Genomic DNA, 20,668 nt, shown 5'->3' on the forward strand with positions numbered 1-20,668 from the left:
GCGGTGCCCGCCGGACCGTCGATGTCGCGCCGGTCCCTGCTGCTCGCGCCCCTGGTGCCCGCCGCGTGCTCGGCACCGGCGCCGAACGTCCCCGGCCTGCTGACCCGCCGGGGCCGGGCGCTGCTGGACCGCGACCTGCCCGCCGCCGCCCGCGGGTACGCCACTGAGGACCGGGAAGCGTTGCGGCGCAACGACTCGCGGGCGCTCGCGGCCGGTCTGGCGGAGTGGTCCGTCCAGGACGTCGAAGTGGCCGGCCGGGACGTCACCGGCCTGCTGCGCGTGCGCGTGGACGGGGAGGGGCGGGCTGTCGCCGGGGCGTTCCGCGCCGTCTGGGACGGCGAGCTGCACCTGGCCCCGGGCGCGCCGCAGCCCTGGGACCTCGGGGACGTCACCGCCGAGCGCGTCCCCGCGGGGGTCGTCCTGCACGTGGGCCGCCCCGGCGGGGTCGGACGGCAGGTCGCGGCCGACCTCGCCGCGGCCACCGCGCGGGTCGACGCGGTGTGGGGCACGGACTGGCCGCGCGGGACGGCCGTCGTCGTCGTCCCCACCGCCGCGGACGTCGCCCGGCTGGCCGGGACCGGCGACGGGCTGGACGCCGTGGCCGTCGGCCTGGACGCCGCCCTGCCCGACGGGGCACCGGCCGGGGTGCGCGTCGTGCTGTCCACCGAGCGCTTCGCCGCGCTCACCGAGCGGGGGCGCACCCTCACCCTCACCCACGAGCTCGTGCACGTCGCCACCCGCGCCACGCCCCGGCCGGCCGGGGCGGTGGTGCCGCGCTGGCTGACCGAGGGGTACGCCGACCACGTGGCGCGACTGGGCACCGACGTGCCCGCGACCGCCCTCGCCGCGGCGCTGCTGCAGGCCCCCGGTCCGCCCCGCGTCCCGCAGGACGCGGACTTCACCGACCCCGCGCGGGCGCAGGCCGCCTACGCCGCGGCGTGGACCCTGGTGACGTCCGCGGCGCGCACCGCCGGCACCGGCGCGGTGACCGCCCTCGTGCGGGCCGTCTGGACGGGCACGCCCGTCGCCGCCGCCTGCGCCGCGGCCCTGGGCCGGCCCCTGGAGGACGTCGTCGCCACCTGGCGCGCGGACGTCGCGGCCGACCTGGTGGGGTGGGGGCCGTGAGCACGCTCGTCGTCACCAACGACTTCCCGCCCCGCACCGGTGGCATCGAGTCCTTCGTCCACGCCGTCGTGCGGCGGCTCCCGCAGGCCGGCGGCGACCGGGTCGTCGTGCACACCGCGCGCCAGCGCGGCGACGGCGCCACGGACGCCGCGCTGGCCGACGCGGGGATCACGGTGGTGCGCGACCCCTCGCCGCTGATGGTCCCGACCCCCGCCATCACCCGGCGCGTGCAGCGCACCGCCCGCGAGCACGGCGCCGACCGCGTCTGGTTCGGGGCCGCCGCCCCGCTGGGCCTGATGGCGGGGGCCCTGCGTGCGGCCGGGGTCCGGCGCACCGTCGCCACCACCCACGGCCACGAGGTCTGGTGGTCCACCCTGCCCGGGTCGCGGGCGGCGCTGCGGCGCATCGGGGAGCGCAACGACACCGTCACCTACCTCGGGGACTGGTGCCGGTCCCGGATCGAGCGCCCGCTGAGCGCACCGGCCCGGGCCCGCATGCGCCGCCTCACCCCCGGCGTCGACGTCGAGGTGTTCCGCCCCGACCCCGACGCCCGCGCCCGGGTCCGGGCCCGGTACGGCCTGGGGGACCGGCCCGTCGTCGTCTGCGTCTCGCGGGTCGTGGCCCGCAAGGGGCAGGACCTCCTCGTCGCGGCGCTGCCCGCGATCCGGCGCGCGGTCCCCGGTGCGGCGCTGCTCCTCGTGGGCGACGGCCCGCACCGCGCCGCCGTCGAGCGCCTCGCCGAGCGGCACGGGGTCCGCGAGCACGTCGTGCTCACCGGGGCGGTGCCCTGGGAGGAGGTCCCCGGCCTGTACGCCGCGGGCGACGTCTTCTGCATGCCCACCCGCACCCGCCTCGGCGGGCTCGAACCGGAGGCCCTGGGCATCTGCTACCTGGAGGCGGCGGCCTGCGGCCTGCCCGTCGTCGCGGGCGACTCCGGCGGGGCGCCGGACGCCGTGCTGGACGGGATCAACGGCGTCGTGGTCGACGGCCGAGACGCCGGCCGGGTCGCCCGCGAGGTCGCCGGGCTGCTGCGGGACCGGGAACGGGCGAAGGCGTACGGGGTGGCCGGGCGCGAGTGGGTCAGCCGCCGCTGGGGGTGGGCGGAACAGACGCGCCGGCTGGCGGACCTGCTGGCCGGGCGCGACGTTCCGGACGACCCCGCGGCGGGACCGGGCCGCTGAGGGCGCCCGCCGAGGCCGCCACCGCCAGCAGCAGCAGCGCCCCCACCAGCCAGAACTGGTTGTAGAACGCCTGCTTGTTCACCAGGTTCGCCACCAGGAGCACGGCCGCGCACCACGTCAGCAGGCCCGCGAGCCCGACCGGCCGGCGGCGCAGCGTCACGACCGCGGCGGCGAGCACCCCGAGCACGGCGAGCCCGACCAGCGGCAGCGGCAGCCGCACCCCGGTCTCGTTGAGCACCAGCGTGTACACGGTGTCGGCGAACCGCAGCGGCTCCAGCCGCAGCATCGTCAGCACCGTGTCGTGCCAGAACACGCCGAACCCGGTGACGACCCACGGGGCCACGAGCAGCCCCGCCCCGCCGGCCGCGACGACCGAGCGCCGCCACCCGAACCGCGGCCAGGCCGCCAGCAGCGGGAGCAGGGCCACGACGTGCTGCTTGCCGGCCAGCGCCACCGCCAGCGGGACCACCGACCACCAGGCCCGGTCGGTCCGCAGCAGCCAGGCCCACACGGCCAGCCCGACGAGGACCGTCGGCTCGGTCCAGGCCTGCTCGACCAGCGTGCTCGACCCCGGCGCCAGCAGCAGCAGTGCGGCCGCGGCCACGCCCCCGCGCCGCCAGCGGCCCACCGCGGCCACGGCCAGCGCGCTCACGAGCACCAGCGCCAGCATCGCCCACCGCACGTCCCCGGCCACCCAGCGGCCCGGTGCGGCCAGCACCGCCGTCCACGGCAGGTACGCGAACGCGTCGGAGATGCCGGGGGAGCCCACCCACCGCCGGCCGTAGAACGACTCCCCGCGCCCCAGGGCGTCGGCGGCCTGCTGCAGGATCACCCAGACGTCGATGCGGGGTGCCGGGTCGCCGACGACGACCAGCGCCCCGCCGGCCACGGCGCCGGCCGCGGCCACCCCCAGGGCCAGCACCCGGGAGGCCCCCCGGCCCGGCAGCAGCAACCCGGCCACCGCGAAGGACGCGACGCCCAGGGTGAGCTGCACCACCCACAGGGTCGACGCGGACACGTACGAGAACGGCGTCAGCCCCAGGTGGACCAGCCCGACGGCCGCGAGCGCGGCCGAGGGCACCCACCCGCCCGCGCGGGGGACGGGGGTGTCGCGGTCGTCGCGCGCCGTCCGGGCCAGCGCGACCACGACGGCCGCCACGGCGACGTACCCCGCGACGATCCACCACCGGTAGCGGACCACGCTGTGCGTGGCCAGGGCCAGCAGCGCCGTCCACGCCACCAGGGCGCAGGTGTCGCGGCGGCTCACCGGGGGACCGGTCCGAGGTGGCTCACGAGCTGTAGATCGCCTCGACCTCGTCGGCGAGGTCGTGCAGCACCTCGAAGCGCTTCACCTTCTGCGACGGCGTCAGGTAGCCGTTCTCGACGGTGAAGTCGTGCTCCAGCACGCGGAACCGGCGGATCGACTCCGCCCGGCTCACCGACTCGTTCGCCTTGTCGATCGCCGACTGCACCGCGGCCAGCACGTCGGCGTCGGTGCGCGCGCGGGTCAGGTCCAGGCCGTGCTTGCCGTGGTTGGCGCCCCAGGAGGGCAGCGCCTCCTCGTCGAGGGTCACCAGGCAGCCCACGAAGTGCCGGCCGTCGCCCACGACGACGGCCTGGGAGATCAGCGGGTGCGCCCGCAGCCGGTCCTCCAGCGCCGCCGGGACGACGTTCTTGCCGTTGGCGGTGACGATGATCTCCTTCTTGCGCCCGGTGATCGTCAGGAGCCCCGCGGCGTCGATGGAGCCGAGGTCACCGGTCCGGAACCACCCGTCGGCGAACGCCTCGGCGGTCTCCTCGGGCCGCCCGCGGTACTCGGAGAACACGCCCACCCCGCGGGCCAGGACCTCACCGTCGTCGGCGATCCGCAGGTCGGTGCCGGGCAGCGGCGGCCCGACCGTGCCGATCTTGATGCGCGAGGGGCGGTTGACCGCCAGCGGCGCGGTCGTCTCGGTCAGCCCGTAACCCTCGAGCACGATGAGACCGGCCCCGCGGAAGAAGTGGGCCAGGTGCTCGCCCATGGGGGCCCCGCCGGAGACGGCGTACTCGACGCGACCGCCCAGCAGCGCGCGCAGCTTGGAGTAGACGAGGCGGTCGAAGAGCAGGTGCTTCAGCCGCAGCGCCGGGGACGGGCCGCCGGCGTCCTGCGCGCGCGACCACGCGTCGGCCGTCGCGGCGGCCTGCTCGAAGATGCGCGCCTTGAGCCTGCCGCCCGCCGCCGCCTTCTGCTCGGCGCCGTTGTAGACCTTCTGGAACACCCGCGGCACGGCGAGGATGAACGTCGGCCGGAAGCCGGCGAGGTCGGTCAGCAGGTCCTTGGCGTCGGGGGTGTGCCCGACGCGGATGCGGCAGACCAGGCACAGCGCCTGGATGAACCGGGCGAAGACGTGGGCCAGCGGGATGAACAGCAGCGTCGCGGCGTCGGGGCGGCGCAGGACCTCGGGGATGGCGGCCTCGGCGTTGCGGGCCAGGTCGAGGAAGTTGCCGTGGGTCAGCAGGCACCCCTTGGGGCGGCCGGTGGTGCCGGAGGTGTAGATGATCGTCATGGCGTCGCCCGGCCCGGCCACGGACCGGGCCCGGTCGACGTCGGCGTCGGGGACCTCGCGCCCGGCGGCGCGCAGCTCGCCCAGCGCCCCGGCCTCCAGCGTCCACACGTCGCGCAGGGCGGGCAGCCGGTCCCGCACGGCGGCGATGCGGGCGGCGTTCTCGCCCGTCTCCACGAAGCAGGCCACCGCCTCGGCGTCGGACAGGATCCACTCGATCTGCTCCGGTGAGCTGGTCTCGTAGACCGGCACCGTCACCGCGCCGGCGAACCAGCCGGCGACGTCCACGACCGTCCACTCGTAGCTGGTCCGGCCCATGACCCCGATGCGGTCGCCGGGGGAGACGCCGGCCGCCAGCAGACCCTTGGCCACCGACGTCACGTCGGCGAGGAACTCGGTCGCGGTCACGTCGCGCCAGCTGCCGTCCGCGGCCTTGCGGCTGGCGCTGACGTGCCCCGGGTCCTGCTGCGCGGTCTCGACCACGCAGTCGGTCATGTTCCCGGACGTGGCGGGCGGGACGAGCGGGGGCTCGCTGCTGCTCGGCACGGTGGTTCCTCCTGTTTCGCTCTCGCTGCCCCGCGAGGTCGCGATCGTTCCGGTGCCGCCGAGGCCAGCGGGTGCGGACGACCCTACCTGCGCGGACGCGTCGCACCGTTGCGGCGCAGCAGTCGCACTCGGTGGCCTCAACGCGCGGACCTCAAGGCGCGGTTCCCGGCTGCCGATGCCCACCCGGTGAGCCAGGACCAGCGTCGCGAGCCGACGGCCTCGTTCCTCGACGAGCTGTTCCCCGGCGGCGCCGGGGACCTGCCGCTCGTCCCGCGCGGCAGCGCCCGGGACGCGACGACGACGTCGGCCGCCTTCGGGGGCGTCGACGTCGGTCCGCCGGTGAGCCGGCTGAGCCCGCCCGCCCCCCTCCCCGAGCCGGTGCCCGTCCCCCCGGCGCCCTCCGCCGGCCCGCAGCGGTGCCCGTCCTGCGGTGCCCGGGCCCGGGCCGAGCAGGAGTGGTGCTCGCTGTGCCACACCTCGCTGCGGCCCGCCCCGGCGCCCACCGCGCCCGTCGGGCAGCGCGCCGCCACCCCCGACGAGGCCCCCGACGAGGCCCCCGGTGAGGCTCCCGGGCCCGCTCCGGCCCGGGTGGTCGAGGACGGGGACGGGCAGCTCCTGCTGGACCTCGGTCCCGCCGCGACCGGCCCCCGGGCCGGCGTGGACGAGGACGAGGTCGAGCGCATGCTGGACGCCCTGGCCCGTTCCGGCGGGGCCGGGCCGCGGGGCCTGGGCACCCGGAAGGCGAAGGTCCTCCTGGCCGCCGGCGGGGCGCTGGGCCTGAGCGCGCTGCTGCTGGGCGCGATGACCGCCCTGGGCGCGGTCGTCGGCTGATCCCGGGGCGGCCGCGGCGCGGTGACCCGGTAACCTCGCCGGGGCTGCGCGCTCGCGCGGCCGCCCTGCGCTGCGGGGCACACGTCGCAGGGAGAACCGCACCGGCATGGTCGAGCAGAACCTCCTTCCCCCCGCCCTGCCGAACGCGGTGGGCGTCGACATCGGCGGCACCAAGATCGCCGCCGGGGTCGTCGACCAGCACGGTGAGATCCTCGCCCAGACCCGGCGCGAGACCCCCGCCTCGCACCCCTCGGCGATCGCCGACGCGGTCGCCGACGCGGTCGCCGAGCTGCGCCGCACCCACCCCTTCGGGCCGGTCGGCGTCGCCGCCGCCGGGTTCGTCGACGCGACCCGCCGCAACGTCGTGTTCGCCCCCAACCTGGCCTGGCGCGACGAACCCCTCGCCGACCACCTCGAGGCCCGCATCGACGCGCGCGTCGTCGTGGAGAACGACGCCAACGCCGCCGCCTGGGCCGAGTACCGCTTCGGCGGCGGGCTGGACGAGCACGGCAACGCCGTCGACGACCTCGTCATGCTGACCCTCGGCACCGGCCTGGGCGGCGGCATCGTCACCGGCGGGGTGCTGCAGCGCGGCGCCAACGGCGCCGCGGCCGAGCTCGGGCACGTCCGCGCCGTCCCGGGGGGACGGGCCTGCGGCTGCGGGAACTCCGGCTGCTGGGAGCAGTACGTGGCCGGGAACGCGCTGGTCCGCGACGCCCGGGACCTGCTGCGCTCGGGCGACGACGAGGGGAAGGTGCTGCTGGACGCGGTCGGCGGTGACCCCGAGAACGTCACCGGGCCCGTGATCACCCGCCTCGCCCAGGCCGGCGACCCCGGCTGCGCCCGCCTCATCGCCGACGTCGGCCGCTGGCTGGGGGAGGCCGTGGCGAGCTTCGTCGCGATGCTCGACCCCGAGGTCGTCGTGATCGGCGGGGGCGTCTCCAGCGCCGGTGACCTGCTGCTGGGCCCGGCGCGGATCAGCCTGGCCGAGAACCTCCCCGGCCGCACGCACCGCAAGCCGCCGCCGCTGCGCACCGCCCGCAAGGGCAACGACGCCGGGATCATCGGCGCCGCCGACCTCGCCCGCGTCTGAGCCCCCGACCCCCGGAGCCCGCGATGGCCACGCCCCGCACCCCCCGCACGCCCGGCCCGCTGCGTCGCCGGCGCGCCCCCGACCCCCGGCGCGTCGCGCTCCAGCAGCGGCTGCGGCAGCAGACGCGGCGCGTCTTCATCGGTGACGGACCCGCCGTGGGCGTCGACATCGGCGGCACGAAGGTCGCCGCCGGGGTCGTCGACGGGGAGGGCCGCGTCGTCGCGCAGCTGCGCCGGGAGACGCCGACGACGAGCCCGCAGGGCGTCGAGGACACCATCGCCGAGGTCGTCGAGGAGCTCGCGGCCCACCACGACATCGTGTCCGTCGGCATCGGCGCGGCCGGGTTCGTCGACGCCGAGCGCGCCAACGTCCTGTTCGCCCCGCACCTGGCGTGGCGCAACGAACCGCTGCGCGAGGCCGTCGAGCGGCGGGTGCGGGCCCGGCTGGGGCGGCGCGTCGGCCGGCGCACGGTCGTGGAGAACGACGCGAACGCCGCCGCGTGGGCCGAGTACCGCTTCGGCGCCGGGCGCGGGGAGTCCCGCCTGGTCTGCGTGACCATGGGCACCGGCATCGGGGGCGGCATCGTCACCCAGGGCCGGGTGGTGCGCGGTCGCTACGGGATCGCCGGCGAGTTCGGGCACATGATCGTCGTCCCCGGCGGGCACCGGTGCGAGTGCGGCAACCGCGGCTGCTGGGAGCAGTACGCCTCGGGCAACGCCCTGGTCCGCGAGGCCCGTGAGCTGGCCCGGTCGAACTCGCCGGTGGCCCACCACCTGCTCGAGCTCGCCGGGGGCAACCCGGAGGCCATCACCGGCCCCATGGTCACCGACGCCGCCCGGGCGGGCGACCCGGCCGCCGTGGAGCTGTTCGAGGACGTCGGCCGCTGGCTCGGCATCGGCGTCGCGAACCTCGCCGCCGCGCTCGACCCCGGCACCATCGTCATCGGCGGCGGGGTGTCCGACGCCGACGAGCTGCTGCTCGGGCCGTGCCGGGAGGCCTACCGCCGCACCCTGACGGGCCGGGGTTTCCGCCCGGAGCTGACGATCTCCCGCGCCAGCCTGGGACCGGCCGCCGGTCTGGTGGGGGCGGCGGACCTGTCCCGCGGCTGGGGCTGATGCCGCGGCCGGGGGGCCGGGCGGTCGCGCCCATGCGGGTGGCGACGTTCAACGTCCGCGAACTGCTCGACGACACCGACGCCGTCCGGTGGACCCTGCGGTCGCTGGCCGCCGACGTGGTCTGCCTGCAGGAGGTCCCCACGCACGCCCTCGCCCGTCACCGGCTCGGTGACCTCGCGGCCGCGACGGGCCTGTGGGTGGCCGCGAGCGGCCCGGCGGGAGCGGGGACGGCCGTGCTCACCGCCGCGCGCGTCGACGTGCGCGCCGGGTCGGTGCGGTCCCTGCCGACCGCCCGGCGGCGCGGGTGGAAGCCGGTGCGCCGCCGCGGGACCGCCGAGGTGGTGGTGCGGGTCCCGCTGGCCGGCGGCTGGTCCACCGACGTCCTCGTCCGCAGCGTGCACCTGGGCCTGGAGCCCGGTGAGCGGTTCGACCACGCGGTGCGGCTGCTGCCCGGCACGCCCGTCGCCGGACCGGTCGGCCCGTGGTGCCACGCCCCGACCGTGCTGGCGGGCGACCTCAACGAGCAGCCCGGTGGCGCCGTGCACCAGCGGCTGTCGACGGTCCTGGTCGACACGGCCGAGGCCGTGGGCGCCGCCGCGCCGACCCACCCGTCCGCCTCGCCGCGGCGCCGGCTGGACGTCGTGCTGGCCGACCGGTTGCTGACGGTGGTGTCGGTGCGGACGCCGGGGGAGTCCGCCCGGGCCAGCGACCACCTGCCGGTCGTCGCGGACCTGCTGGTCCCGGCCCCCTGAGCGCTCCAGCGGCAGGGGTCAGACGACGGCCCCGTCGTCATCGTCGTCGTCGCGGTGGCTGGGCAGCCGGATCACCAGGGTCGCGAAACCGGCCACGAACACCCCGGCCGTGATCGCGGTCATCAGCTGGGGGACGTCGTCCCAGCCCAGCGCGACGACGAGCAGGAACAGCGGCGCGCCGACCACGGCGACCCACGCGGCCCACCCGACGACGTCGCGCGGCAGGGGTGCGGGGTCGGCCGGGACGAAACCCTCGTCGGCCAGCGCACGCAGTTCCGGCGGGTCCTCGTCGGGCCGGCGGGGGGTGGCGAACCAGTCGGGGTCCGGGACGTCCCCGGTGGACCCCGGGTCCGCCGGAGCGGCGGGGCGGATCAGCCGCGCCCGGTCCTCCGGCTCGTCGGTGCCGTCGTCGGTGCCGGCGTCGGTGCCGTCGCCGGCGAGGTGCCGGGGCGAGCGGTCCCCCTCGTCCACCGCCTCGTCCTGGGCCTCGTCGCGGACGTCGTCCGCGTCCTCGGCCCCGGGGTCCGCGCCGTCGTGCCGGGCACGGTCCGGTTCGACCGGGTCCTCGCCCCAGCGCGCGACGATCTCGGCGAACGCCGCGTCGACGTCGAGGGGACCGGAACCGTCGTCCGGGGTGGGGGGCACGCTTCATCGTGGCACGCCGGGGGCGGACCGGTCGAGGTCTGGGCGTCGCGGAGTGCGGCGCGGCGGGCACGCCCGCCGGTAGCGTTCCACCGGTGCCCCGCTTCCCGGTCCTGTACTGGCCGATCAAGCTGCTCGTCGCCGAGCCGCTGGTCACCGCGGTGTTCCGGCCCTGGGTCCGCGGGCTGGAGAACGTCCCCGCCACCGGCCCGGCGATCCTGGCCAGCAACCACCTCTCGGCGGCCGACACGGTGCTGCTGCCCACCGTCGTCCGGCGCCGCGTCACCTTCATCGCCAAGGCGGACCTGTTCCGCGGCAAGGGGGTGCGCGGCCGGCTGACCGCGGGGCTCATGCACGGCATCGGGCAGCTGCCCGTGGACCGCTCCGGGGGGCGGGCGTCCTCGGCGGCCATCGACAGCGCGGTGCAGGTCCTGCGGGACGGGGAGCTGTTCGGCATCTACCCCGAGGGGACCCGCTCGCGGGACGGCCGGCTGCACCGGGGCCGCACCGGCGTCGCGCGGATCGCGCTGCGGTCCGGCGCGCCCGTCGTCCCCGTCGCGATGATCGGCACCGAGGACCTGCTGCCGTCGGGGCGGCTGCTGCCCCGGGTGCGCCGGGTCGGTGTCGTCATCGGCGAGCCGCTCGACTTCTCCCGCTACGCCGGCCGCGAGGACGACCAGTTCGTCGTCCGCTCCGTGACCGACGAGGTGATGGCCGCGATCCAGCAGCTGTCCCGGCAGGAGTACGTCGACGTGTACGCCGAGCGCAGCGAGCTGCGGTCGGAGCTGTCCAGGAGCACCGGCGTCCCCGAACCGCCGAGCACCTCCGCCGGCGGTCCCGGCGGACGCGCCGCCCCCGACCGCGACGCGCCGGGCCCGGACGACGCGCACGGCTGATCGCGCGGTGGCAGGCTGGGGGCGTACCTGACGGGCACGTCGGCGACGGCGCCGGGGAGCGGGGGAACGGGCATGCGGGTCGGGATCCTCACCGGGGGCGGCGACTGCCCCGGTCTGAACGCGGTGATCCGGGCGGCGGTGCTGGCCGGGACGCAACGGCACGGCATGGAGTTCGTCGGGTTCCTCGACGGCTGGCGCGGGGTCCTCGAGGGGGACACCACCCCCCTCGACGAGGCGGTCGTCCGGCCGCTGCTGACCGTCGGCGGCACGATCCTGGGGTCCTCCCGGACCAACCCGCTGGCCGACGGCGTCGACGAGGGCGTCGCGCGGGTCCGCAAGCAGCTGACCGCGCTGGGCGTCGACGCGCTGCTGGTCATCGGGGGCGAGGACACCCTGGGGGTCGCGACGGCCCTGCACGGGGCGGGGGTGCCGGTGGTGGGGGCGCCCAAGACCATCGACGACGACCTGTCCGCGACCGACGCGACGTTCGGCTTCGACACGGCCGTCCAGACCGCCGTCGACGCCTGCGACCGGCTCGCGACGACGGGCGCCAGCCACCACCGCGCGATGATCGTCGAGGTGATGGGCCGGCACGCGGGGTGGATCGCCCTGCACACCGGCATGGCGGCCGGGGCGCACGTCACGCTGCTGCCCGAGGAGGACGTCGACCTCGACGCGGTGGCGGAGACCGTCCGGGCGGTCCGGGACCGCGGCCAGGCCCCGCTGGTCGTCGTCAGCGAGGGCGCCAGGGTCCACGGCGCGGAGGCGGTCCGGAACGCCCCCCGCGACGCCTTCGGGCACGTCCAGCTCGGGGGCGCCGGAGACGCCCTGGAGCACGAGATCACCGCCCGCGTCCCGGGGCTGTCGACGCGGGTGACCGTGCTGGGGCACCTGCTGCGCGGGGGCACGCCCTCGGCGGCGGACCGGATCCTGGCGACCCGGTTCGGGCTGAGCGCCGTCGAGGCCCTCGCCGCCGGGGACTTCGGGACCATGGCCTCCCTGCACGGCCTCGACGTCACGCAGGTCCCGCTGGCCGACGCGACCGGTGTCCTGCGCACCGTGCCGCCCCACCGGCGGGCGGAGACGGCCGGCCTGCTCTGGTGAGGGTGGCCTCCTGAGGGTGCCGGGAGTGCGACACTGGCCCGTGTGAGCACTCCCACGACGAGCACGCCGTCGTCGGTCACGTCCAGCACGACGTGGCCCGACCTCCCCGCCGCGCAGCAGCCCCAGTGGCCGGACGCCGCCGCGCTGGCCGAGGTGCAGGCGGAGCTCGCGTCGTATCCGCCCCTGGTGTTCGCCGGGGAGGCCGACCAGCTGCGCGCGCAGCTGGCCAAGGCCGCCCGCGGCGAGGCGTTCCTGCTCCAGGGCGGGGACTGCGCCGAGACGTTCGCCGGCGCGACGGCCGACGGCATCCGCCGCCGGCTCAAGACCATGCTGCAGATGTCCGCGGTCCTCACCTACGGCGCCTCCCTGCCGGTGGTGAAGGTCGGCCGGATGGCCGGGCAGTTCTCCAAGCCGCGGTCCTCCAACGACGAGACCCGCGACGGGGTGACGCTGCCGGCCTACCGCGGCGACGCCGTCAACGACTTCGCGTTCACGCCCGAGTCCCGCACCCCGGACCCGCAGCGGCTGCTGCGGGCCTACCACACGTCCTCGGCGACGCTGAACCTCATCCGGGCGTTCACGACCGGTGGCTACGCCGACCTGCGCAAGGTGCACGAGTGGAACCGCGGCTTCGCCGCCACGGCCGCCAACGCGCGGTACGAGGCGCTGGCCCGGGACATCGACAAGGCGATGAAGTTCATGATCGCCTGCGGTGCCGACTTCGACGCGCTGCAGACGGTCGACTTCTGGTCCAGCCACGAGGCCCTGCTGCTCGACTACGAGCGCCCGCTGACCCGCACCCTCGACGAGGAACCGCCGCTGAGCGGCCCCGTCGGCGGCGACGCGCGCCAGGGCGGCCCGTACGACGTGGCCGCGCACATGGTGTGGATCGGGGAGCGGACCCGTCAGCTCGACGGTGCGCACATCGACTTCGCGTCCAAGATCCGCAACCCCATCGGGATCAAGCTGGGCCCGAAGACGTCCGTCGACGACGCGCTCGCGCTCATCGACAAGGTCGACCCGTACCGCGAGCCGGGCCGGCTGACGTTCATCACCCGCATGGGCGCCTCGGTGATCCGCGAGGCGCTGCCCGCGCTCGTCGACGGCGTCACGAAGTCCGGCGCCCAGGTCACCTGGGTGTGCGACCCGATGCACGGCAACACGATCACCTCGACCACCGGGTACAAGACCCGCCGGTTCGACGACGTCGTGGACGAGGTCCGCGGGTTCTTCGAGGTCCACCACTCCCTCGGCACCGTGCCCGGCGGCCTGCACGTCGAGCTGACCGGGGACGACGTGACCGAGTGCCTGGGCGGGGCCATGGACATCGACGACGCGGCGCTCGCGACCCGCTACGAGTCGCTGTGCGACCCGCGGCTGAACCACCAGCAGTCCCTGGAGCTGGCGTTCCTGGCCGCGGAGATGCTCGCGAACCGCTGACGAGCACGGCGAAGGGCCCGGCCCCCTGCGGGGCCGGGCCCTTCGCGCGTCCTCAGACGACGGTGAGGGTGATCGTCGACCCCTTGGGGATCGACTGCCCCGCGGCGGGGTCGCTGTCGCGGACGGTCCCGAAGATGCCGCCGAGGACGTTCTCGACCTTCACCGCGAAGCCGAGCCCCTGGAGCTGCTGACGGGCCGCGTCGACGTTCTTGCCCTGCACCTGCGGCACCTGCACCAGCGGCGGGCCGGAGGAGACGACGAGGGAGACGGCGTCCCCGCGGAACAGCGTCCCGTCGTCGGGGGTCTGGGAGACGACCTGCCCCTTCGGCACGGTCTCGCTGATCTGCTGCTCGACCTCGCCGACGGCGAGCCCGACGTCGGTGATCGCCTTCGTCGCGGCGTCCTGGGTCTGCCCGACGACGCCGGGGACCTCGATCGGCTGCCGGCCCCGGGAGACCACGAGGGCCACCGGGCTGTCGTGCCTGATCACCGTCCCCACCTGCGGGTCGGTGCGGATGACCGCACCCTCGGGGACCTCCTCGTGGAACTCCTCGGTGACGGCGCCGACGGCGAGGCCGGTGGTGGTGATCTCGGTCTCGGCCTCGGCCCTGGGTGCGTTCACGACGTCGGGGACGGCGAACTGCTCGACGCCGCGGCTGACGACGATCGTCACGGTGCCGTCCTTGCGGACCCGTTGCCCGTCGCCGGGGTCGCTGGAGACCACGAGGCCGGCGGGGACGTCGTCGCTGAAGCCCTGCTGCTCCTCGACGGCCAGACCCTCGGCCTGCAGGGCCGCGGCCGCGTCCTGCGGGGACTTGCCGGCCACCGGCGGGGTCGTCGTGTACGCGCCGGGGCCGGCCAGGAAGTACCAGGAGATCCCGGCGGCGACCGCGACGACGAGGAGCACGAGACCGACGAGCAGCCCGCGGCGGGAGCGTCGGCCCTCCTGCGGCGGTTCCCCGGCGGGGGCCGCCTCGGCGGTGCCGGGCGCCGCGACCGCGCCCAGGCGCGTCGTGCTGCCCGGGGCCGCGGGCGCCGCGGGCCGTGCGGCGCGGGTCGCCAGCTGCTGCGGGGTGAGCGAGGCGCGGACCGCGCGCAGCTGCTCGAGCATCTCCCCGGCGTCGGCGGGGCGTTCGTCGGGGTCCTTGGCCAGGGCGTCCAGGACGAGGGCGTCCAGGGCCGCCGGCAGCCCGGGGACCTTCGTCGACGGCGGCGGGACCGCCTCGTGGACGTGCTTGTAGGCGATGGTGAAGGGGCTGTCGCCGGTGAACGGCGGGGCGCCGGTGAGCATCTCGAAGAGCATCACGCCGACGCCGTAGACGTCGCTGCGGGCGTCCGGCTCGCCCGCTTCGAGCTGCTCGGGGGCGAGGTACTCCGCGGTGCCCATGAGGTCGCCCATGCCGACCGTGGTGCTCTGCCCGCTCGCGGAGGCGGCCCGGGCCAGCCCGAAGTCGGCGACCTTGACCCGGCCGTCGTGGGCGACGAGGACGTTCGCGGTCTTCACGTCGCGGTGCAGGACGCCCTTGCGGTGCGCCTCGGCGAGCGCGTCGAGGACGTCGGCGGTGACGCTCAGCGCCTCACCGGGGGTCAGGGCCCCCTCGTCGAGGACGACGTCGCGCAGCGTGCGGCCGTCGACGAGCTCCATGACGAGGTACGCCGTCTCGGTGCCGCCGTCGTGGTCGACGCCCTGGTCCAGGACGGCCACGACCCCGGGGTGGGCCAGGCGCGCCGCGGACTTGGCCTCGCGCACGAAGCGGGACCGGGCCACCGGGTCGTGCGCGAGGTCGGCCCGCAGCACCTTCAGGGCCACGGCCCGGTCCAGCCGCTCGTCCTCGGCGCGGTAGACGACGCCCATGCCCCCGCGCCCGACGCGCCCCAGCACGCGGTAGCGCCCGTCCAGGAGTCGTCCGACGAGCGGGTCGGAGAGGGTCGCGTCCACGGTCAGCGAGTCTAGGTCGGCTCCCGGCCGGCTCAGCTGAAGCGCGCCTGCAGGGTCTGCACGTTCGCGACGTAGCGCCGCGTGTCGTCGTACATCCCGCGCGAGCGGACCGAGGCCTGCCCCTGGTAGTAGGAGGCGATCGCGATGTCCGGGGGGTTGTTCGCGACCAGGGTGCGCAGGATCACCACGCCGGCCTTGGCGTTGTCGTGCGCGTCGAACAGGTCGACGGGCTCGCCGAGCAGGTCCGAGGCCCACTGCCCGGAGCTGGGGATGACCTGCATCGCGCCGATGGCGTTGGCGTGCGAGACGACCTTCATCTGGAAGCCCGACTCCTGCATGCCGATGGCCAGCGCCAGGGAGGGGTCCACCCCGAGCCGCACGGCCGTCGAGCGGATGATCTCGCGCATCTCGGCCTTGCCGGGCTGCTTGCTGGCCCGGATCCGGGCCCGGTTGGCGGCCACGGCGTCCGAGACGGTCGGGGCCTGCGTGGCCGGTGCGGCGGGCTGCTGCACCGGGGCCGGGCCGCCGGTCCGCAGGGTCTGCCCCTCGACGATGAAGCCGGTGCCGTCGAGGTCGTTGAGCTCGACGAGGTCCTCGACGCTGGTGCCGGTGGCCAGGGAGATGTGGGACAGCGTGTCACCGGCGCGCACCGTGTAGGTGCCCGAGCCCGTGACCGCGGGGGTGCTCGTCGCGGGGGCGGTGCCGCCGGGCAGCGTCAGGACCTGCCCGGCGCGGATGAACCCCTCGGCGCTGAGCCCGTTGGCCTCGCGCAGGGCGCCCACCGTGGTGCCGTTGGCCGCGGCGATGTGCGACAGCGTGTCGCCGTCGCGGACGGTGTGGGTGCCGCCGGTGCCGGTCGCGCCGCTGCCGGGGCCGGGGACGCGCAGCTGCTGGCCCTCGACGACGAACGCGTCCGCGTCGAGGCCGTTGGCCTCCACGACCGCTTCGGTGGTGGTCCCGTGGGCGGCGGCGATCGCGCCGACGGTGTCCCCCGCGCGGACCGTGACGACGGTCTCGCCCGTCGCGGCCGCGGCGTGGGCGGCGGGGAGCAGGGCGGTGGGGGCGGCGGCGCCGACGAGGGCGGCGGTGAGCCAGCGACCGCGTCGCGACGTCGAGCTCGGCTTGTCAGTGGTCTCGTCGGCCATGGCATCCCTCGCAGGTCGTGACGGGTGGGGCGGGTGGGGCTGGAGCGACCGGTGGGGTCGTCGTGAACCTACCGGACCGGTCCCGGGGTCCACCTTCCACGATGCTGGACCGACCGTGCGCACCGTGGGAGGTGGGCGGGCATGTCGTCGGAGCGTCCGCACGGCAGACTGGTCCCGTGGTTGCACCGCTGAGAGCAGAGATCGCCCGCGAGACGGGCACCGACGACCTCGACGCCCTCGTCCCCGAGTGGCTGACGGTCCCCGACGTCGCCGAGGTCACCGGCCGCGACCAGCGCGAGGTCCGCCGCTGGTTGCAGGAGCGCGAGATCGTGGCCGTGCGTCGCGGCGAGCGCGCCGTGGCGAGCGTGCCCGCGGGGTTCGTGACGGCCGAGGGGCCCCTGCACCACCTCAAGGGCACCCTGTCCGTCCTGGCCGACTCCGGCTACTCCGACGTCGAGGCGCTGGCGTGGCTGCACACGCCCGACGACACGCTGCCCGGCACCCCGCTGGACGCGCTGCGCGCGAACCGCAAGACCGAGGTGCGCCGGCGGGCGCAGGCCTCCAGCTTCTGAGGCGCCCGCCGGGGGCGGGCCCGCGGCCACGGGGTCAGCGGGTCCGCCACCGGGCCTCGGCGGCCCGGGCCCGCCGGGCCCGCACGAGGCCGGGCACGGCGACCGCGAGCCGTCGCGGCAGCCCCACCCGCACCCGGCGGCCCAGGACGTCGTACCCGGCGGCCTCGACCTCGTCGAGGATGCCGCCGTACAGCAGGTACGCCGTGCGCAGGCAGTCCCGGCTCGTGGGGTGCACCATCGACAGGCCCGGTTCGGCGAACGCGTACAGCTCCCGGGTCCGCTGGGCCTCGTGCGCGAGCAGCTCCCGCACCGGCCCGGGGGTGCGCCCGGCCGCGCGCGCCGCGAACAGGTCCTCGCGGGTCAGCCCGAAGCGGTCGAGGTCCTCGGCCGGGAAGTACACCCGGCCCCGGTCGAGGTCCTCACCGACGTCCCGGACGAAGTTCGTCAGCTGGAACGCCTCGCCCAGCGCCTGCGCGCGGGCGGCCGCGTCCGGGGTCAGCGGTTCCAGGATCGGCAGCATCTGCAGTCCGATCACCGCGGCCGAGCCGTAGACGTACCGGCGCAGGTCGTCGTACGTCGCGTACCCGGTCTCGGTGATGTCCATCCGCATCGAGTCCAGGAACGCCTCGACGTGCTCGCGGGGCAGGTCCCAGCGGCGCATCGTGGCGGCCATCGCGCGCCCGACGGGCTCGGACGGCTCGCCGTGGTCCAGCGACTTCAGGAAGTCGTCCGACCAGGCCACGAGGGCGTCGGGGTCGGGGTCGGTGAGGGAGTCGACGAACTCGTCGGCGTACCGCGCGAACCCGTACAGCGCCCACACGTACGGCCGCTTCGCCGGGGGCAGCAGCAGCGTCGCGAGGTAGTACGTCTTGCCGTGCTCGGCGTGCAGCACCCGGCACGCCTCGAACGCCGCCCGCAGCTGCGGGTCGCGCAACGCGGGGTCGTGCTCCGCGGCGGCGTCCAGGCAGGCCGCGCTGCTGCGCGGCAGGCGTGCGGTGGGGGTCACGAACTGCGCCATGCGCGCGAACGGTACCCCCGGTCGCGACCGGTCACGCGCTCGGCGGCCAGCCGCCCCGAGACGAGCACCATCGGCACCCCGACCCCCGGCTGGGTCCCCGAACCGGTGAACACCACGTTCTCGCCCCACAGGTTCCCCGGCCGGAACGGGCCGGTCTGCCGGAAGGAGTGCGACGCCGCGAACGGCGCGCCGTCGGCCATGCCGCGCCGCTCCCAGTCCGCCGGGGTGGTGACGTCCTCGACCTCGATCCCCTCGGCGAAACCCGGGTACCCGCGCTCGGCCACGACCTCCATGACGTGCTCGCGGTAGCGCGGCGCCAGCCGGTCCCAGTCGATCCGCGAGCTGCCGGCCGACAGGGACGGCGTCGGGAACAGCACGTAGTAGACGTGCTTGCCCGCCGGGGCCAGCGACGGGTCCGACACCGTGGGGCGGGACACCAGCACCGACGGGTCGCTCATGAGCCGGCCGTCGAGCAGCTCGGCGAACACCTCCTTCCACGCCGACCCGAAGTGGATCGAGTGGTGGACCGGGTCGGGGTAGTCGTTGCTCGACCCGGCCAGCAGCAGGTAGCAGCTGGGGGAGTAGGACAGCGAGCGGCGCACCGGGGCGCCCAGGAGCTCGGTGCGGGCCACCGGCAGGTCCGGGTTCAGCACGACGACGTCGGCCGCGAACCGGCGCCCGTCGGTCGTGGTCACCGCGCGGGCGCGCCCGCCGGACAGCTCCACCCCGTCGACGGTCGTGCCGTAGTGGAACTGCACGCCGTGCTTCTCGGCCGCCGCGGCCATCGCCGTCGGCAGCGCGTGCATCCCGCCCTTCGGGAAGAACACCCCCGCGACGGAGTCCATGTACGCGATGACGGCGTACAGGGCGAGCGCGTCGTACGGCGACAGGCCCGCGTACAGCGCCTGGAAGGAGAACATCCGCTGCGTGCGCGGGTCCTTGAGGAACCGGCCCACCTCCGGGGCCATCTTCTTGAAACCGCCCGCGGCCAGCAGCCGCACCAGGTTCGGCTTGAGCAGGTCCAGCGGGGTGTCGATGTTGGAGTCGATGAAGTCGCGGATCTCGTACCGGTAGAGGTTCCCGACGTGCTCGACGAACCGCCGGTACCCGTCCGCCTCGCCCGCCCCGCAGAGGTCGCCGATCGCCTCGGCGGTGCGCTCGACGTCGGCGGACACGTGCAGGCTGGTGCCGTCGGCGAAGTTCCCGCGGTACAGCGGGTCGACCGGGTGCAGGTCCAGCCAGTCGTGCATGTCCTCGCCGAGGGCGTCGAAGCAGTCGGCGATGAGGTCCGGCATCGTCAGCACGGTCGGCCCCGTGTCGAAGCGGTACCCGTCCTTGACGACCAGCCCCGCCCGCCCGCCCGGGACGTCCTCGCGCTCCAGGACGGTCACCGTGCGCCCGGCCCCGGCCAGCCGCATCGCCGCCGACAGGCCCGCGAGCCCGGCGCCCACCACGACGACGTCCTGCGTCGGCCCCGCGACGTGCCGGGTGCGGCCCGGCAGCCAGTCCAGGGTCCGCGCCAGCGCGCTCACGAGCGTCGGCTCGTCGCGGCGACGACGAGTTCGTGCAGGGCCGCGCGAGCGGTCGTGGTCAGTTCCGCCGCGTCGAGCGTGGCGCACGCCACGTCCACCTGCTGCACGATGAGCTCCTCCACCCCGGCGAGGGCGCCGGTGTCCGTCAAGATGGTCCGCAGGGTCTGCACGCCCTCGGCGTCGAGGTCCGGCGCACCGAGCAGCCGTCCCACCTCGGCGGCCTGGGCCGGGGTCGCGTTCTGCACCGCGAGACCGACCAGGACCGTCCGCTTCCCCTCGCGCAGGTCGTCGCCCGCCGGTTTGCCGGTCTCGGCCGGGTCGCCGAACACCCCCAGCACGTCGTCGCGCAGCTGGAACGCCTCCCCGAGGGCGAGGCCGAACCGCGAGTAGTCGGCGAGCAGGTCGGTCGAGGCCCCCGCGAGCGAGCCGCCGAGCAGCAGCGGGTGCTCGATCGAGTACTTCGCGCTCTTGAACGTCAGGACGCGCCGCGCGCGGTCCACGGCCCCGGCCGCGCCCCGCTGGGTCGAGGAGGCCTGCTCCAGCATGTCGAGGTACTGCCCGCCCATGAGCTGGGTGCGCATGGTGTTGAAGACCTGCCGACCGCGGGCCATCGCGTCGGCGGGCAACCGGCTGCGGGAGAACAGCTCGTCGCTCCAGCCCAGGCACAGGTCCCCGGCCAGGACCGCTCCGGCCAGGCCGAAGCGGGTGCTGCTGCCGTCCCAGCCCGTCTCGCGGTGCAGCGCCTCGAACCGGCGGTGCACCGCGGGCTGGCCGCGCCGGGTGTCGGAGTCGTCCATCACGTCGTCGTGGATGAGCGCGGCCGCCTGGAACAGCTCCAGCGCCGCCGCGGCGGTCACGATCCCGTCGTCGGACAGCCCGTCCCCGGTCCCGTGGAAGCCCCAGTAGCAGAACGCCGGCCGCAGCCGCTTGCCACCGGCGAGCAGCGCCGCGATCGCGTCCAGCACGGGTGCGCAGTCGACGCTCACCTCGCGCAGGACCGCGCTCTGGTCGTGCAGGAAGTCCCCGAGGACGGTGGACACGGCGGACCGCAGGTCGTCGCTCAGACGCTTCTGGTCGGGCTGGTGGGTGCTGGAGGGGGGCGGCACAGGGGCACTCTAGGCACCACCCCCCGGGCAGGCGAGTGGACGTCGCCGCTGGTCACACGCAGATCACGGAGAGGTGGGCCCTACCGTG

Annotated in this window: 18 protein-coding genes; 10 read left to right on the top strand and 8 right to left on the bottom strand. The window is 76.1% G+C overall.

The window, feature by feature from the left end:
• Positions 1–3 precede the first annotated feature (3 nt).
• Both ACRYRX_RS10735 and ACRYRX_RS10740 read left to right on the top strand, forming a co-directional pair.
• A complete protein-coding gene (locus tag ACRYRX_RS10735; protein ID WP_432511886.1) occupies positions 4–1,125 on the top strand; it encodes a hypothetical protein in 1,122 nt (373 codons plus the stop codon).
• Positions 1,122–2,306, top strand: coding sequence for a glycosyltransferase family 4 protein (locus ACRYRX_RS10740; RefSeq protein WP_432511888.1), 1,185 nt, complete (start codon positions 1,122–1,124; stop codon positions 2,304–2,306). The genes ACRYRX_RS10735 and ACRYRX_RS10740 overlap by 4 nt, the downstream gene beginning before the upstream one ends.
• On the opposite strand, the gene ACRYRX_RS10745 is transcribed toward ACRYRX_RS10740, so the two are convergent.
• The gene (locus tag ACRYRX_RS10745; RefSeq protein ID WP_432511890.1) at positions 2,206–3,573 is read right to left on the bottom strand and encodes a hypothetical protein; all 1,368 of its coding nucleotides are present in this window, start codon (positions 3,571–3,573) and stop codon (positions 2,206–2,208) included. The genes ACRYRX_RS10740 and ACRYRX_RS10745 overlap by 101 nt on opposite strands.
• 22 nt (positions 3,574–3,595) lie before the next feature.
• Positions 3,596–5,395: an AMP-dependent synthetase/ligase gene (locus ACRYRX_RS10750; protein ID WP_432511892.1), complete on the bottom strand. Its 1,800-nt coding sequence runs from the start codon at positions 5,393–5,395 to the stop codon at positions 3,596–3,598.
• A 186-nt stretch (positions 5,396–5,581) separates the two neighbouring features.
• Here ACRYRX_RS10750 and ACRYRX_RS10755 point away from each other — a divergent pair, with 186 nt between their 5' ends.
• From ACRYRX_RS10755 to ACRYRX_RS10770, 4 genes are all read left to right on the top strand, one after another.
• Positions 5,582–6,226 (top strand): hypothetical protein, encoded by a 645-nt coding sequence (locus tag ACRYRX_RS10755; RefSeq protein WP_432511893.1) that lies wholly within the window; start codon positions 5,582–5,584, stop codon positions 6,224–6,226.
• Between the two features lie 106 nt (positions 6,227–6,332).
• Entirely contained in the window at positions 6,333–7,319 is a 987-nt protein-coding gene (locus ACRYRX_RS10760; RefSeq protein ID WP_432511895.1) for an ROK family glucokinase, read from the top strand.
• A 23-nt stretch (positions 7,320–7,342) separates the two neighbouring features.
• Complete coding sequence (locus tag ACRYRX_RS10765; RefSeq protein ID WP_432511896.1) at positions 7,343–8,434, top strand: ROK family glucokinase; 1,092 nt, start codon at positions 7,343–7,345, stop codon at positions 8,432–8,434.
• Positions 8,434–9,186 carry an endonuclease/exonuclease/phosphatase family protein gene (locus tag ACRYRX_RS10770; protein ID WP_432511897.1) on the top strand — a complete coding sequence of 251 codons (753 nt, stop codon included), beginning with the start codon at positions 8,434–8,436 and terminating at the stop codon, positions 9,184–9,186. Before ACRYRX_RS10765 ends, ACRYRX_RS10770 begins: the two co-directional genes overlap by 1 nt.
• Before the next feature lie 18 nt (positions 9,187–9,204).
• On the opposite strand, the gene ACRYRX_RS10775 is transcribed toward ACRYRX_RS10770, so the two are convergent.
• Positions 9,205–9,831: a hypothetical protein gene (locus ACRYRX_RS10775; protein ID WP_432511899.1), complete on the bottom strand. Its 627-nt coding sequence runs from the start codon at positions 9,829–9,831 to the stop codon at positions 9,205–9,207.
• A 92-nt stretch (positions 9,832–9,923) separates the two neighbouring features.
• Between ACRYRX_RS10775 and ACRYRX_RS10780 the strand changes: the two genes are divergently transcribed.
• From ACRYRX_RS10780 to ACRYRX_RS10790, 3 genes are all read left to right on the top strand, one after another.
• Positions 9,924–10,724 (top strand): lysophospholipid acyltransferase family protein, encoded by an 801-nt coding sequence (locus ACRYRX_RS10780; protein WP_432511901.1) that lies wholly within the window; start codon positions 9,924–9,926, stop codon positions 10,722–10,724.
• 72 nt (positions 10,725–10,796) lie between these two features.
• Complete coding sequence (locus tag ACRYRX_RS10785) at positions 10,797–11,828, top strand: 6-phosphofructokinase (protein WP_432511903.1); 1,032 nt, start codon at positions 10,797–10,799, stop codon at positions 11,826–11,828.
• A 42-nt stretch (positions 11,829–11,870) separates the two neighbouring features.
• Positions 11,871–13,268, top strand: a complete 1,398-nt coding sequence (locus ACRYRX_RS10790) for a class II 3-deoxy-7-phosphoheptulonate synthase (RefSeq protein ID WP_432511905.1) — start codon at positions 11,871–11,873, stop codon at positions 13,266–13,268.
• 52 nt (positions 13,269–13,320) lie between these two features.
• Here the strand turns inward: ACRYRX_RS10790 and pknB are convergent, their stop codons facing one another.
• Complete coding sequence (pknB, locus tag ACRYRX_RS10795; RefSeq protein WP_432511907.1) at positions 13,321–15,207, bottom strand: Stk1 family PASTA domain-containing Ser/Thr kinase; 1,887 nt, start codon at positions 15,205–15,207, stop codon at positions 13,321–13,323.
• A 32-nt stretch (positions 15,208–15,239) separates the two neighbouring features.
• Positions 15,240–16,352: a lytic transglycosylase domain-containing protein gene (locus ACRYRX_RS10800; RefSeq protein ID WP_432511908.1), complete on the bottom strand. Its 1,113-nt coding sequence runs from the start codon at positions 16,350–16,352 to the stop codon at positions 15,240–15,242.
• A 176-nt stretch (positions 16,353–16,528) separates the two neighbouring features.
• On the opposite strand from ACRYRX_RS10800, the gene ACRYRX_RS10805 reads away from it, so the two are divergent.
• Positions 16,529–16,924, top strand: coding sequence for an Rv2175c family DNA-binding protein (locus ACRYRX_RS10805; protein ID WP_432511910.1), 396 nt, complete (start codon positions 16,529–16,531; stop codon positions 16,922–16,924).
• Between the two features lie 34 nt (positions 16,925–16,958).
• Here ACRYRX_RS10805 and ACRYRX_RS10810 read toward each other — a convergent pair whose 3' ends face one another.
• From ACRYRX_RS10810 to ACRYRX_RS10820, 3 genes are read right to left on the bottom strand one after another with little or no spacing between them, the layout of a single operon-like run.
• The gene (locus ACRYRX_RS10810; RefSeq protein ID WP_432511911.1) at positions 16,959–17,942 is read right to left on the bottom strand and encodes a phytoene/squalene synthase family protein; all 984 of its coding nucleotides are present in this window, start codon (positions 17,940–17,942) and stop codon (positions 16,959–16,961) included.
• Positions 17,927–19,474 carry a phytoene desaturase family protein gene (crtI, locus tag ACRYRX_RS10815; RefSeq protein WP_432511913.1) on the bottom strand — a complete coding sequence of 516 codons (1,548 nt, stop codon included), beginning with the start codon at positions 19,472–19,474 and terminating at the stop codon, positions 17,927–17,929. Before crtI ends, ACRYRX_RS10810 begins: the two co-directional genes overlap by 16 nt.
• Positions 19,471–20,580, bottom strand: a complete 1,110-nt coding sequence (locus tag ACRYRX_RS10820; RefSeq protein WP_432511914.1) for a polyprenyl synthetase family protein — start codon at positions 20,578–20,580, stop codon at positions 19,471–19,473. The genes crtI and ACRYRX_RS10820 overlap by 4 nt, the downstream gene beginning before the upstream one ends.
• Between the last annotated feature and the right edge of the window lie 88 nt (positions 20,581–20,668).

The organism is Kineococcus lubricus, from assembly GCF_050871965.1.
Taxonomy (GTDB): domain Bacteria; phylum Actinomycetota; class Actinomycetes; order Actinomycetales; family Kineococcaceae; genus Kineococcus.

What these genes read in the sequence shown, in the direction of transcription:
- ACRYRX_RS10760 (WP_432511895.1), top strand. Translation starts at nt 6,333, where the DNA reads ATGGTCGAGCAGAACCTCCTTCCCCCCGCCCTGCCGAACGCGGTGGGC.
- ACRYRX_RS10765 (WP_432511896.1), top strand. Translation starts at nt 7,343, where the DNA reads ATGGCCACGCCCCGCACCCCCCGCACGCCCGGCCCGCTGCGTCGCCGG.
- ACRYRX_RS10770 (WP_432511897.1), top strand. Translation starts at nt 8,434, where the DNA reads ATGCCGCGGCCGGGGGGCCGGGCGGTCGCGCCCATGCGGGTGGCGACG.
- ACRYRX_RS10785 (WP_432511903.1), top strand. Translation starts at nt 10,797, where the DNA reads ATGCGGGTCGGGATCCTCACCGGGGGCGGCGACTGCCCCGGTCTGAAC.
- ACRYRX_RS10800 (WP_432511908.1), bottom strand. Translation starts at nt 16,352, where the DNA reads ATGGCCGACGAGACCACTGACAAGCCGAGCTCGACGTCGCGACGCGGT.
- ACRYRX_RS10810 (WP_432511911.1), bottom strand. Translation starts at nt 17,942, where the DNA reads ATGGCGCAGTTCGTGACCCCCACCGCACGCCTGCCGCGCAGCAGCGCG.